Annotated in this window: 14 protein-coding genes; 3 read left to right on the plus strand and 11 right to left on the minus strand. The window is 37.1% G+C overall.

The annotated features are described in order from the left end of the window. Positions 1–99: 99 nt before the first annotated feature. Together ABIL69_10875 and ABIL69_10880 are read right to left on the minus strand one after the other, a co-directional pair. The gene (locus ABIL69_10875; protein MEO0124490.1) at positions 100–1,026 is read right to left on the minus strand and encodes a 4-hydroxythreonine-4-phosphate dehydrogenase PdxA; all 927 of its coding nucleotides are present in this window, start codon (positions 1,024–1,026) and stop codon (positions 100–102) included. Beyond that, positions 1,001–1,255 (minus strand): S4 domain-containing protein, encoded by a 255-nt coding sequence (locus tag ABIL69_10880; GenBank protein ID MEO0124491.1) that lies wholly within the window; start codon positions 1,253–1,255, stop codon positions 1,001–1,003. The genes ABIL69_10875 and ABIL69_10880 overlap by 26 nt, the downstream gene beginning before the upstream one ends. 96 nt (positions 1,256–1,351) lie before the next feature. On the opposite strand from ABIL69_10880, the gene ABIL69_10885 reads away from it, so the two are divergent. Both ABIL69_10885 and ABIL69_10890 read left to right on the plus strand, forming a co-directional pair. Further along, a complete protein-coding gene (locus tag ABIL69_10885; protein MEO0124492.1) occupies positions 1,352–2,842 on the plus strand; it encodes an aldehyde dehydrogenase family protein in 1,491 nt (496 codons plus the stop codon). Positions 2,843–2,881: 39 nt separating this feature from the next. Beyond that, positions 2,882–4,210: an acetyl ornithine aminotransferase family protein gene (locus ABIL69_10890; protein MEO0124493.1), complete on the plus strand. Its 1,329-nt coding sequence runs from the start codon at positions 2,882–2,884 to the stop codon at positions 4,208–4,210. Positions 4,211–4,296: 86 nt separating this feature from the next. On the opposite strand, the gene ABIL69_10895 is transcribed toward ABIL69_10890, so the two are convergent. The 5 genes from ABIL69_10895 to ABIL69_10915 form a co-directional block, all read right to left on the minus strand. Then, complete coding sequence (locus tag ABIL69_10895; protein MEO0124494.1) at positions 4,297–4,773, minus strand: hypothetical protein; 477 nt, start codon at positions 4,771–4,773, stop codon at positions 4,297–4,299. A 106-nt stretch (positions 4,774–4,879) separates the two neighbouring features. Continuing rightward, positions 4,880–6,103, minus strand: a complete 1,224-nt coding sequence (locus ABIL69_10900; protein ID MEO0124495.1) for an endonuclease Q family protein — start codon at positions 6,101–6,103, stop codon at positions 4,880–4,882. After that, positions 6,100–6,867: a class I SAM-dependent methyltransferase gene (locus tag ABIL69_10905; GenBank protein ID MEO0124496.1), complete on the minus strand. Its 768-nt coding sequence runs from the start codon at positions 6,865–6,867 to the stop codon at positions 6,100–6,102. Before ABIL69_10905 ends, ABIL69_10900 begins: the two co-directional genes overlap by 4 nt. Next, a complete protein-coding gene (gene guaB, locus ABIL69_10910; GenBank protein MEO0124497.1) occupies positions 6,848–8,311 on the minus strand; it encodes an IMP dehydrogenase in 1,464 nt (487 codons plus the stop codon). Before guaB ends, ABIL69_10905 begins: the two co-directional genes overlap by 20 nt. A gap of 39 nt (positions 8,312–8,350) precedes the next feature. Beyond that, on the minus strand, positions 8,351–10,036 hold the full coding sequence (locus tag ABIL69_10915) for a glycosyltransferase family 39 protein (GenBank protein MEO0124498.1): 1,686 nt from the start codon (positions 10,034–10,036) through the stop codon (positions 8,351–8,353). A 123-nt stretch (positions 10,037–10,159) separates the two neighbouring features. Between ABIL69_10915 and ABIL69_10920 the strand changes: the two genes are divergently transcribed. Continuing rightward, positions 10,160–11,011, plus strand: coding sequence for a hypothetical protein (locus ABIL69_10920; protein ID MEO0124499.1), 852 nt, complete (start codon positions 10,160–10,162; stop codon positions 11,009–11,011). 12 nt (positions 11,012–11,023) lie between these two features. On the opposite strand, the gene ABIL69_10925 is transcribed toward ABIL69_10920, so the two are convergent. The 4 genes from ABIL69_10925 to ABIL69_10940 form a co-directional block, all read right to left on the minus strand. After that, the gene (locus ABIL69_10925) at positions 11,024–12,121 is read right to left on the minus strand and encodes a radical SAM protein (GenBank protein ID MEO0124500.1); all 1,098 of its coding nucleotides are present in this window, start codon (positions 12,119–12,121) and stop codon (positions 11,024–11,026) included. A gap of 1 nt (position 12,122) precedes the next feature. Further along, positions 12,123–13,139: a tRNA epoxyqueuosine(34) reductase QueG gene (gene queG / locus ABIL69_10930; GenBank protein MEO0124501.1), complete on the minus strand. Its 1,017-nt coding sequence runs from the start codon at positions 13,137–13,139 to the stop codon at positions 12,123–12,125. A 55-nt stretch (positions 13,140–13,194) separates the two neighbouring features. Further along, positions 13,195–13,410, minus strand: a complete 216-nt coding sequence (locus ABIL69_10935) for a hypothetical protein (GenBank protein MEO0124502.1) — start codon at positions 13,408–13,410, stop codon at positions 13,195–13,197. Between the two features lie 11 nt (positions 13,411–13,421). Next, positions 13,422–14,679 (minus strand): penicillin-binding protein activator (locus tag ABIL69_10940; GenBank protein MEO0124503.1); only part of this gene is annotated, 1,258 nt, incomplete at its 5' end.

Raw genomic sequence — 14,679 nt, forward strand, 5'->3', positions numbered from 1 at the left:
TATTTTCCTCTTTTTATCGCTTCCGCTGCGCTTTTCACATCGCCCTTTTTCCCGCAAGACATAAAAATAAATAAAATGCATAATAAATAATTCAATTCCCTAATTCTTTTTAAAGATATCATTCTTACCTCCTTCCCTGAACATTCTTATCCCAATCTTTATTGCATTTACCATTCCTGAGGCGTCAGCAAGATTTTTGCCGGCAATATCAAGGGCAGCGCCGTATAAAGGCGAAATTCTTATGAGCGGAAGACCGAGTGTCCAGTTTACGCCACCCTTTCTTGATTTTAAATAAACAAAACCCTGGTCATGATACATTACAAGAAAGCCATCAAAGTTTTTATTGAATAAAGAGTCCGCAGGAAAAGGTCCAAATGCATTTACTCCTTTATTCACGGCAAGATTAATTCCCTGTTCAATAACCTTCTCTTCACCATAACCGAATTCAGAACCATGAGGGTTAAGTGCGGATACGCCTATGCGCGGCTCCTTTATTTGAAAATATCTTTTGAGCCCATAATCAAATAGCAGAAGTTTATTAAGAATTTCTGATTTTTCTATCTTAAATGGAACATCGGCAATAGGAAGATGGGTCGTCAGAAACATAATTCGTTTATCTTTTAATATTCCTACCATGGCAAAGTTTTTGATTTTAAAATATTCTGCGAGGAATTCTGTGTGACCAACAAAATTTTTTAAAAATCGTTTTATTACATTTTTAACAATCGGTGCCGTGATAAGAATATCAGGATTATCACTCAATGCAGACTTCATTGAGTCAATGGCAATTTTGCCCGTTTTCTCATCAGGTTTGCCAAATCGGAAGTTTACATCAGGCAACGTATCAGTAATAAAATCTTCTATTAAATAAAAATTTTTTACAAGGTTTAGTTCTTTAGCAGTTTTTTTAAAAATCTTTTTGTTACCATATATCAATGGCTTATATTTTAAGAACTGGGGTAGAGTTCTCAGAATAAGTTCTGGTCCAATCCCTGAAGGGTCACCTATCGTCACTGCAATCTTCATAATATTCAGCCACCTCATTTTTCTTCACATTTCCCTGTGGAATCTTCAAAACCCTATATTTTTTAATACCCTTTATAGTCTCTATTGCAATCACATCTCCAACCTCTAACTCTTTTGAAGGTTTTGCAATCACCCCATTCACCCTTACCAATTCTTTATCACATATTTCCTTCGCCGCAGACCTCTGTTTGATAATCAGGGTCTTTTTTAAAAAAAGATCAAGCCTCATACACAAAGATTATAGGATAAAAATATTAAAAGTCAATATATATTGACTTTGTGATATTTTTCGTTATAATCATTATCCATAAAAAGGAGTGATAAAATGAAGGAATATAAAAATTTTATAAATGGCAAATTTGTTGATTCAAAATCAGGTAAGACATTTGAAAATAGAAATCCCGCAAACTGGGATGAAGTTATTGGTATCTTTCCAAAATCAAATGCTGAAGATTTGAATATGGCAATAGAGGCAGCAAAAAAGGCATATCCAAAATGGCGCGCAATCCCATTACCAAAGAAGGCAGAAATTATGCGCCGCGCCGCCGAGATTATGATTTCAAAGAAAGAAGAGGCAGCAAGGCTCATGACCAGGGAAATGGGTAAAGTGATAAAAGAAACAAGGGGTGATTACCAGGAAGGGATTGATACTGCTTTATATGCTGCAGGACAGGGCAGGAGATATTTTGGTTATGCAGTTCCTTCAGAATTGCCCAATAAAATTGCCTTTACCCGACGTGATCCACTCGGTGTGTGGGGACTTATCACACCCTGGAATTTTCCAGTTGCCATTCCTTCATGGAAGATATTCCCCTGTATTTTAAGTGGCAATACGGCAATCATTAAACCTGCAACCGATACCCCTGCATCTGCAGGAGAACTCGTCCAGGTACTTTATGAAGCAGGATTACCTGAAGGCGTATTGAATATTATCTATGGCGGTGGTGGAGAAATCGGTGAAGCAATGTTAAGCCATCCGGACATTGTTGGAATATCATTCACCGGTTCATCCGATATTGGAAGAAGGATAGGTGAAGTTTGCGGGAAGACACTAAAGAGATGCTCACTTGAACTCGGTGGCAAGAATGGGCAGGTTGTGCTTGCGGATGCAAACTTAGAACTCGCCTTGGACGGAGTTTTATGGGGCGCATTTGGTACAACAGGTCAGAGATGCACCGCAACATCAAGATTGATACTTGAAGAACCCATTTATAACAAATTCTGCGAAATGCTAAAAGCGCGGGTCGAAAAATTGAAACTTGGCAATGGTCTGGATGAAACGGTTGATGTAGGTCCCCTTGTCAATAAAGGACAGAGAGATACCGTTGCTATGTATGTTGATATTGGCAAAAAAGAAGGTGCAAAATTGTTGACTGGTGGAGAGCCATATACTGAAGGTGAATGTGCAAAAGGATGGTTCTATAGACCAACAGTATTTATTGATGTTCTGCCCACAATGAGGATTGCCCAGGAAGAGATATTTGGACCGGTTCTTTCGGTAATAAAAGCAAAGAATTTTGAAGAGGCGATAAAGATATTGAATGGCACGACCTATGGACTCTCTTCAAGTATTTATACTAACGACCTGAATAAAGCCCAGAAGGCAGCAGAACTTGCTGAAACAGGAATTGTTTATATCAATGCTCCAACAATTGGGGCAGAATGCCATCTACCATTTGGTGGTATGAAGAATACAGGAAATGGACATCGTGAAGGCGGTTGGACCGCTTATGAAATATTTACCGAGGTAAAGACCGTTTATATTGACTACTCAGGAACTTTACAAAGGGCGCAGATAGATACTTGGAATGAGTAAATGCCTAAAAGTCCAAAAAACCTAAATACCTAAAAAATTATGAAGAAACCAAAAATAATTACTGAATTACCCGGTCCAAAGGCACGGGAGTTTCTAAGAAGGGATTCAAAATTTATATCGCCTTCTTATACAAGGGCCTATCCTGCGGTGATTGAAAAAGGTAGTGGAGTATGGGTTACGGATGTTGATGGGAATGAATTCCTTGATTTTTCTTCAGGAATAGCAGTCCTTGCTACAGGTCATTGCCATCCTGAGATTGTAAAGGCAATCAAAGAGCAATCAGAAAAATTGCTCCATATGTCCGGCACTGATTTTTATTATCCGTATCAGATTGAGCTTGCAGAAAAACTTGCTGAGATTATACCCGGTGGAAAGAATAAAAGAGTATTCTTTGGAAACTCAGGTGCTGAGGCAGTGGAATGTGCAATGAAACTTGCACGGTATCATACGCGTAGGCCAAGATATATTGCATTCACCGGTGCTTTCCATGGCAGGACCTATGGTGCCTTATCACTTACTTCTTCAAAAGCAGGTCAAAGAAGATTTTTCGGACCGCTCCTTCCTGATGTCACCCATGTTCCTTACGCATATTGTTATCGTTGTCCCTTCAATCTTTCTTATCCTAAATGCAATCTTGAGTGTGTAAGATATATTGAAGAGGTTGTTTTTAAGAAAATAGCACCACCCGAAGAAGTTGCGGCAATTTTCGTTGAACCAATACAGGGCGAAGGCGGATATGTCGTTCCACCGGATAGCTTCCTACCTGCACTCAGAAAACTGTGTAGTGATTATGATATAATTCTTGTTGATGATGAAGTCCAGGCAGGTATGGGCAGAACTGGCAAGATGTTTGCAATAGAACACTTTAATACGAAGGCAGATATGTATTGTATTGCCAAGGGTATTGCATCTGGATTGCCGCTCGGTGTCTGTGTTGCCAATAGCGGTCTGATGGATTGGCCACCCGGTGCCCATGCCTCAACATTCGGTGGCAATCCTGTATCCTGCGCCTCGGCATTAAAGACAATTGAATTGTTAGAAAACGGATTGGTTGACAATGCGGCAAAACTCGGCGAGATTGCAATAAAGAGATTGAATGGATTAAAAGACCGCTATGAATTTATTGGCGATGTCCGGGGAAAAGGATTGATGATTGGAATTGAATTGGTTGCGGACAGAAAGACCAAAACACCTATAAAAGACAAAAGAGACGGGGTTGTTTATGAAGCATTCAAACAGGGTTTATTGATCCTCGGTGCAGGAGAAACAGCAATAAGAATCATTCCACCACTGGTGATAAACGAAGAAGAACTCCATACCGGACTTGATATACTTGAAATTGTGATAAAAAAGGTATTCAAGGCTTAATAATTTGTAAAATGTAGTAGCAGAGTTCACTCTGCAAAATAAAAAAGGGGACTGAAGAGTCCCCTTTTTCAATCTTCAAAGCAATCTTATGGATTTCTATACAATCCAAACTGGCATTCCGCTGTATCGGTCCGTGTGCCATAATAATCATCATAAGCAACAAAAGAGATCTTTGCCTTCGCCTCATATAAATTATTGTTAACCAGATAAATCAGCACCGTATCAACAGGTAAAGGCACACCTTCAAGAATTGATGTATCAACGACAGCAGGATCAACAATTCCTTTTACCTTCATATAAACCGGAACTTCAAAAGGACCGAAGAATCGCACATCGTCTTTCGTGTAATATTCCCACAGCACCTTCTCTACCGTGCAATCAACTGAGTTTTTTGCTACGAAGTGTATCTCTTCAATACTCACAATACCACCCCCGTCCACTGGAGCGGCTACTGGATTAATAAAGGTAATCTCTATATCCGGCTTCAACTTTGCCGATTCTCTTGCCAAGTCGCAAGCGACAAATAATAGAACAACCGCCATTATAGCAAGAATTTTTCTCATCATACCTCCTTTATAATCTTACTATTTTATCCAATATTTTTCTTTTGTCAAGAGGGAATTTAACATATTTCTACCAACAATATGCAGGACATTTTTTAAGATATTTTTAAAATAGTCCAAGTTGTGCCTCCGCAACTCCCTTTTGGTCAAATAATTTTATCGTCCCAAATTCGCCATCATAACCTGGATTTATAATCACATTGCCTTTCCGAGCCTTCTCAATACCGAGGGCAATTTTCTCCTGCGTATTGTTTTTTAATTCTTCAATCGGTGTATTCAATAGAATCTCAAATTCACTACCAAATAATTTACAGAGCCTCATATATTCATTCTTTACACCCACAGTTTCTCTTCCTACTCCCATTGCCTCGGCAATTATCTCTTCAAGGGGAATGAGATTTTTGTAAGGGATATTATTCTCTGGAATAAATCCTTCTGGTCTGTCTGCAAGCATCTCAACCCGATGCAATACACCAACGGTTATGCTTCTTGAACATACCGGGCAAAGATTATTATTTAAACGTGCCTCTTTGGGTGAAAGTCTGACCTGACATCGGCGATGACCATCATAATGATATTTGCCTTCTTCGGGATAAAATTCAATTGTGTATAGAAACTTACTTCGGTCTTTGTTTTCAAGCACATTCTTTAATCCCTGGTAATTAAGTTCTTCGCTGAAGACATTTGCCTCACGCCCCAGTCTATTTGGTGAATGGGCATCAGAGTTAGAGAGCAGGGTAAATCTATCAAGGCAGGACAATCTCCAATTCATTGCCGGGTCTGATGAAAGACCGGTTTCCAGAGCAAAAACTTTATCCGCCAATGAACCAAAACATTCTTCAATCGAATCAAAACCTGAGTTTGAACCAAAAAGCGAAAACCAGGGAGTCCAGATGTGGGATGGCACAAGGAAGATATCTGGTGAAATATCAAGGAGTGCCTTTAACATTTCGTCGGTTGCTAAGGAAAGTGTCGGTCTGCCATCAACCTCAAGTTTACCAAATCTACAGAGGAAATTATTTATCTTCTCTGCGGTTTGGAAATCTGGGGCAAATATAATATTGTGAATTCTGCGCAGTTTTCCATCCTTTGTGTATATGTTATTAACTTCTACAGAGAGTACAAACCTAACCCCCGAGTATTCATATATTCCATCCTTGAATTGAAGGTATTCCTTAAGTTCCTTCAACCATTCAGGATGAGTAAAGTCACCCGTACCCACCATTCCTATCCCCTTCAATTTTGCATATTCAGCAATCTTGGGGATGGACATCTCTTGAGATGTGGCACGGGAAAATCTTGAATGAATATGCAGATCTGCAATCATCATATTTTTCTTGCAACGCCCATTATTCTTGTGTCAAACTCACTCGCAGGATTGAAAGTGAGATGACGATAGATTGAAATATCAAAACCCGCGGACTTAATCAAATTCCTTATCTCATCTATCGGATATGCCCTTTCCTGATGTAATTCTTTGATTGTAAGAGTTTTACCATCTTCATAAACAGTGAGTGTGAGTTTCAATGTGGATATCCGTGTCAGGGGGTCAAATGTATTATTCCATATTGAATAGATTGGACCATCCCTTCTTTCAAATGTCTGATTTCCCCATTCAACCTGGAGGGCATGGATTGTATTCATATCAAAGATAAAGACCCCATTCTGTTTTAAATTATAATGAACTGACTTGAAACAAGCAAGCATTTCTTCAGGAGTCAGTAAATAATTCAAACTATCATAAAGACAGGTGATCACAGGAACTTTTTCATCTACAGAAAAATTTCTCAAATCACCTTTTATCAATTTTACCCGTCCTTCATTAAATAACTGTGGAGAAAGCCTCTGCCTGCAAATTTCAAGCATTTGTTCTGAGGCATCAAGACCTATTACCTGATAACCTTTATTCAGCCATAATTCAATGCAGACACCGGTGCCACAGGCAATATCAAGTATGGTTCTTTCCTCAATATTGTGCATCAGTATTATCCGTTCTATGTAATTTACCCAGGAACGGTAATTTATAAAAGACATCAATCTGTCGTAGTATGGTGCAATCTCGGTGAAGGGAGGACTAAAACCCTCGGATCTCATAATTGGGTGCTTCTTTGGTAATGGTTATATCATGAGGATGGCTCTCTCTAAGTCCTGCCGGGCTTATTCTTATAAACCGGGCATTGCGCTGCAGGGTTTTGATATCCTTTGCACCGCAATATCCCATCCCGGATTTCAATCCACCAATCAACTGGAATATCACATCCTTAACATAACCGCGATAAGGGACCCTACCTTCAACCCCTTCAGGTACAAGTTTCTTTGCTGCCTCCTGGAAATATCTATCGGCTGAACCACGCTTCATTGCTGATAAAGAGCCCATTGCCCGATATTCTTTGTATCTCCTACCCTCAAGGAGAATCGTCTCACCCGGGCTCTCTTCAGTTCCAGCAAAAAGATTTCCGATCATAACACAGGATGCACCAGAGGCGAGTGCCTTCACAATATCACCCGAATATCTAATCCCACCATCGGCAATGATTGGAATATTATATTTTTTTGCCACCTTGGCACATTCCATTATCGCGGTAACCTGGGGAACACCTATTCCTGCAATGATTCTTGTCGTGCAGATTGAACCCGGTCCAATTCCCACTTTTATTGCATCCACATCCAGTTTTGCAAGATAAAGTGCCGCATCAGGATTGCCAATATTCCCTGCAACAAGTTCTATATCAGGAAATCTTTTTTTGATATCTTTTATAATTGCAATTACACTCCTGGAGTGTGCATGTGCAACATCAACAACAATCGCATCAACCCCTTCTTCTACAAGTGCGGACACACGGTCAATTGTCTTTTTGTCTACACCAACTGCTCCAGCACAACGTAATCTTCCAGCTTTGTCAACATTCGCATTTGGATGCTCCATTTTTTTAACTATATCCTTTATTGTTATAAGCCCTTTTAATCTTCCTTTACGGTCAACGATGGGTAATTTCTCAATTTTATATTTTTTTATAATTTTGCGTGCCTGTTCCAGGGTTGTTCCTTCGGGTGCAGTTATCAAACTATCCTTTGTCATAACTTCTTTGACTTTTCTATTGAGATCGTCCTCAAAGATTATATCACGATTTGTAAGCATACCCACGAGGTGGAATTCATTATCCACCACTACGACTCCGGAAATACCATTTTTCTCCATTAAATCTTTTGCCTCGCGGATACTCATATTCTCGGTAACAGTGATTGGATTTACTATCATCCAGCTCTCAGCCCTTTTGACCTTACGCACCTCTTTTTGTTGTTCTTCAATTGTTAGATTTTTATGAATGACACCGATTCCGCCCTCCTGGGCAATTGCAATTGCCATTGCCGATTCCGTCACCGTATCCATTGCCGCACTCACCAGAGGAATATTTAATTTTATATTGCGTGAAAATCTGGTTTTTACATCGCACTCACGGGGTAATACTTCAGAATACTGGGGCACTAACAAAATATCATCAAATGTTAGTCCTTGTTTTATTCTAAATTCTTTCATTTTTTATTATAATAAAATTAGTCATCTTGTCAATACAAATCAAAAATTCTTTTTAAAAAGATATATCTTCTGGCTCACGGGATTCCAATCTAAATTAGGAAATGACGGTTCAAATTCAAATCCTAAGATATTATACTTTCTTTCAAACACCTTGATAAGTTTATAATGATTCTGATTAAAAAGACGGCGTATAAAGTTACGACCATTTACTTCACCCACTTCATTATAGGGAAGTTCCTGAATCTCTGTCTGGGTAATGAAAAAATATTGCGGTGCGAAATAAAGCAATGAGTAATAATCATAGTTCGTTTTGATAAAATCATAATAGAGATTGGCTAAAGTTTCCTCATAAGTTGGGCCAAAGTTATTCCCATCATACATAGGGTATTCAACCGGCGGTGTATATCTAAAAGGCATTACCGTTGGACACCCGACACTTGTCTTTGCAGGAATATTTTTGAAAACCCAGTCAGCAAATTCAAAACGGGTATCTGAATAGCGCATTCTATCAAGCATAGCCATTGTGAATAAAAATGTGTAAATAAATGAAATGATTGAGTAGCTGATAAAACAATATAAAAGAAATCTGTTTTTTATGAATTTAAGCAATCCAGTAAATGCACTGGCAATTATGATTGCAATAAAAGGAAGGGCAGGTAGGGAATGGCGCAAGTGTGGTGAAGGAGAGATCGCCATGATTATATAAAATGGAATTAAAAATGATAATAGAATCTTATCCGATAAATTTCTTCGGTAAAGTATAAATCCAATGCAAATAAACGCTAATATTGCAAGTGGTAATCTCAACGAATAGTATATCACATATATAAAAGGTTTTATTGGATTTGCAGGATATTTATTATAGGCAAAGAGCCCCTTCTGGCCAAAAATGCCACCAAAACCATCTGGAGCCCCAAATAAAAACTCGCGGAATGATATTAAACTATATGGGGTTGTTATAAAAAATACTACACTCATTATTATGAATATCATTAATGGATACTTCCATCCTAATTTACGACTTTTAGATAAAAAAATTGTTAAAAAAGGAAATATCAATAATATATTCATGTACTTTGTTCCCAGTGCTAAACCAAGGAGAATGCCGCTTAAAATAAACCAACTTTTTTTTATCTCTTTTCTATCTATTACTTTCACCAGATAATATAAACATAGCATTGACCAGAAGACTGCTGGACTATCTACAATAAAAAAATGTGATTGAAATACAACTGTCGGCAGGATTGAGAAAATAAATCCAGCGATCAATCCAGTTTTTTTATCATAAAGTTTTGTGCCTATTAAATATACAAAAAGAACGGTTAAGATTCCTTCAATTATCGTAATAAACCTTCCAACGATATATAATTTCTGATAATCATTCAGGGTCATATTTTCCACAGGTTGTCCCAGGAGATTTGTCATTGTGGGAAGCGAAAAATTTTTGATATAACCGCAACAATGTCCAATCTTTATCACCAAGAGCAGCGTATAATAATGAAAAGAAGGATTAATAAAGTAATGAGGATTTAAATCATTTGGTTTCATCTGCAGGAGCATATTTATCACGAATGGTTCATCCTGGAATCCAGCACGATAATATGGTTTTTTAGGTATAGCCCAATCAAATCCGCTGAAGCGTAGATATGAAGCAAGAGTAATAATTAATAGGAGTAAGACATAATGGCTTTTCTGCTTTTTAATCGTAACGAAAATTTTTTTCATAATTTAACTTCTGATAAAATAATATTTAATTAGCATATAAAATCAAGATAAAAATTCAATTTTTTAATCAAAATGTTTATTGACATATTGAATATTTTTGGTAAATTATAGCAAGGAGGGAACATGAAAAAATTGGTTTTTGTCGTAGCCGTTATTTTAATTGCAGCGCAAGCCGACACAACCGAAGTCATTATAGGAACTCCATATATCGGAAATTATATACCTTTTTGGGGACAATCTTATGATGCCTGTAGATTCCAGGTTTTATTTCTTCAAACTGAGATAAACACACCCGGGAAAATCATAAAATTTGCATTCCAGCCTTCGGATAATAACGTTGGCATTTATAATAACTTTCGATTCTATCTTTGTCATACTACCGTCACTCAGCTAACCACTGTATTTGATGATAATTATGCCGGGAATACACCCCAATTGCAAATTGATTCTTCTTCATTTACTGTTGGTGGTTCTGCAAATAATTGGCTTGAATGGCCGGTCAATTTTGAATATGACAATACCTCTAATCTTCTTGTGGAAATTCGCTGGAATGGTGATAATGGAGTAGGTGTCTCAATGTGGAGAACGAATGAAACAATTTCACGCCGGGTATATAACATGACAAGTGATAATGCCTCGACCGGGACAACCCAGAATACAGGTAATTATGTGAAATTGACCATTGACCGTGGTACCGGAATTGAAGAGATTGTAATTGGTACCGAAAAGATAGAAAAGCAATTGGTAGTTATACCAAATCTTGTGCGGAAAGGCAGCAGGGTTTTAATAGAATGTGCAATTCCGACTCAGTTAAAAGTTTATGACGCAGCAGGTAAACTTATTCAAACACTTGATAATTCCACCACCAATAGACTGTTCTGGAATTTAAATGATTATAGGGGAAATCAGATAAGCGCCGGGGTTTATTTTATAAAGAATGACCTTAGCAGCGCCAGGTTAGTCGTGATTGAGTAATATTTCCACGCCTTACTGATAATAAAAGCAACAGGCACGACAGACGGAAAAGAATCTTTTATCAATAATAAATTTGCGGAGTTCTTTTATAATTTGGTTATTCCAACTATCTAAAAATTTTTTTTCTTTAATATTGCTGAAAACATAGTCCGGACATGATTCTATACTACCATCAGGAAGTATCGTTGCCGTATTCCACATTGCCCGGCATCTACCTTTATAAACCCGATCAAATTCTTTAGATGACTTATAGTATGCGCCAAATTGTTCCGCATTGAAATTAGGGAATATCTCTATGGTTAATTTCTTTTTTGGTAATTCACTTATTACCGATTGAATCGTAAAAAAATCACCTGAAGGTGGTCTATAATGGCTTGCATAACACCAGTAATTCAGGCTTTTTTTAATTTTATTTGACAAAAATACTTTGTGGTTTAATATTGCTTCTTCATCAAGATAAAGTGGGTAGATAAACTGGATGATATTAATTTTATATTCTTGCGCAATATGAACGATATCTTTCATTTTTTCGGGGTTCGCAATATTTATTATTGAATTTATCTTCAAAATTGGTAAATGCCTTTTTAAATTATTCAATCTATCAAGTCCTTTGATTATCTTCTCAAAAGTTCCTTTAACTCCCCTTATCTTATCATGGATATCCCCTATCCCGTCTATTGAGATATCAATCCGATTGACATTGAATTTTTTAATTTCTTCTGCATAATCTTCAAGGAATGTTCCATTGGTTGTAATGTGAAGATAAAGGTTTTTTTTCTTTATGTATTCAATGATTTTTACAATATCTTTATAAACAAATGGTTCGCCACCGGAAATATGAATTCTGGGTCTAAATTTTTTTATCTCATCTATTATTCTTAGCCAATCTTGAATTTCCATCTCCTTTTCCACACGTGCATATTTTTCAAAACACATTTCACATTTTAGATTACATCTAAATGTGGGATAAATATTAATCGTCTCCGGTGCCAGGGAACGAGTTTTAAGAATGTGATAACTAACGTTTGATCTAAATTTATTTAATATAATTTTCGGCGCAACTTCAGGATTTAAAATTGCCGTCCGAAATTTCTGTGATAATCTTGCCATTTTAAAATTGGCTCAACGCCCAGGCCGCAGTTTCGCGTAAAATCCCGTTGCCGGAATTTGTGAATTTTTTTATTAAATCAATCGTTTTTTTATCCTTAATATTACCGAGTGCAATAAGGGCATTTCTTTTTATTGCCTCAAAATTTATCCAGCGCGCACTTATCTGATTATCTTTATATTTATTCCGGTAGGTCTTTTCATCCATTTGTAGAATCTCAAGCAAAGGTAGATAAGTACCTACTACACCGATGTCGGTCTTAGGCGGTTCTGGTTTAATTTTTTTATTTATCGGGCATACCTCCTGACAGGTTGTGCAACCATATAAACGATTTGACCAGACGCACGCAATATCATTCGGGATTGTGTCAAGATAATTGGTCAAACTCTGGATACATTTCTTTCTATCAATCACATAAGGTTCTATTATTGCTTTAGTTGGACAGGCATCAATACATTTCCGGCATCCTCCACAATCAACATTCAATGGCTCATCAGGTTCTAATTCAAGGTCGGTTATTATCTCACCCAAAACAATCCAGGAACCATAAATTGGGTTGATTATTATGCTGTGTTTTCCATAATAACCGATTCCACTTCTCTGTGCTATGGGTTTTTCTGCAATCGGACCACAGGAATGCACCGCAACATTTGCCTTATATTTTTTCTTTAATATCCCGGCAAGTTTCTTTAATCTTTTTTTCAATTCCTTATAGTAGTTGCGTTGGGTATAACGGGCAACGAGTCCATAAGGGCTTCCGGGTGTAGAAGGATCTGTTTCCTCGGGCGTAAGATAGAATAAAAACGAACTTATTATTGATTTTGCTTCAGGTAATATAAATCTTGGATTGCAGAACTCATTGATATCTCTCTCTGACCAGTATTTATCATTGAGGAACAAACCATTTTCACGCTGTTTTTTTATCTCTGCAGATTCTTTTTTAAATGGCGCAGCAGAAGTAAATTTAACTTCTATTCCTAATTCTTTTGCCCACTCTCTTATTTCTTTATTAAGAGACATATCTGTATCTGCCCAGTTTATTGGGCTTATCAAAAAATTTTGGAATTTTTAAACTCTATTTCAGAAGAATACCTAATGGGAAGAAGACAAGATAACCGAGCACTAATAATATTGGTGCGAGCACTATATCGCCGTTCCTTAAAAGTATAAAGCCTATTATCAATGAAACAAGCCCGGCACCAAAAAGTAAATAATTCTTGTTTGTAAATTTGACTTCAACCAGTGCCTCAGGTTTTTTCTCTTTTTTTTCTTTCTTTTCCTTTTTTGCCATAAAGACCTCCGTTATTCGATCCTTAGTTCTGTCAATTTTAAAAATTCACCATTTTTTATGGTTTTGATGTTATAAACCCTCTCTTTTAATAAAACTTCAGATAATTTACTTGATAAATTCACACGCTCATAATTAGATAACTGACGTAGTGCCCATAGGGTTTGAAAGAATTTCGTGATAACTTGATCTTCAGAGTAAAAATTGTTCTTCTTTAATTCCTGCACTGCAGCAGTATCAATTCCTGATGTTGCAAAGACCGCAGATTCTACATATTTTTCACCAAGCCTCACCACCCGTTCGTTATCAAATACATCAATTCCCAATATTTTAACATTTTCAAGGCCATAATAATGTATCTGGGGTGTAGCATTGATAATCATATCTCCATCCATTGCCAGAAAAATTGCCTCGGGTTTCTTCTTTTTTATTCTTTCTAATTCGTATCGCAATGTCACCGAATCCGGATTAAATGATTCAACTGCAACGACTTCTCCATCATTTTTTTTCACCTCTTCAACAAAGATACTGGCGATTGTTGCATAGCGCTGAATTTCTGGAAATAGCACAGCAAATCTAACAAGACCGAGTTGTTTTGTGCAATAACGAGCAACTGCCTTTGCCTGGTGTTCTTGTGTTTGTGAGGGTGTAAAAACAAATGGTAGGTTATTCAATTTTAATTCAATATTTGTCGGGATGATAAGGGGAACAGCCCTTGCACTTGCATATCCAGAAACACCTAATGCCTCAACAGAAAATATTGGACCGATAATAAAATCAACCTTTTTCTCATCAATGAGTTCCTTTGCTGCAAGGATTGCGTCAACCGGATCAGATTTTGTATCCATTAATATCGTTGAGAATGAAAGATAATTATTTTTGCTAAAAATTTTTAAGACCTCTTTCAATTTTTCACCATAACGGCTAAATTTACCGGTTACGGGCAACAAAATTCCTGCCTTACCGGTTGCTGTTCCAAGTTCAGTGAGTCTTTTAAAATCAGTAAATTCTTCAGCATACACTGTCTCAGGAAATCTACGGGTCAGAACCTTAAAATCCCTTTCAGCATCTTTTTCTTTTCCTGCCTTTATTTCTTCTTTAATTAAATAATATAAAATATGTTCATCAATTGGTTCACCAAGAAAATTCCTGTGGAGCTTTTCAAGATTCTCAAGAGACATTTCCGAAATTAATTGCATTATTTTCTTATATGCGGATTGTTTCTCCAGTTCTTCGGTCGATTGTTTGTAGAATTTTATTAAATAATATGCC

The organism is candidate division WOR-3 bacterium, from assembly GCA_039802005.1.
Lineage (GTDB): Bacteria > Hydrothermota > Tepidihabitantia > SM23-42 > JAOAFX01 > JAOAFX01.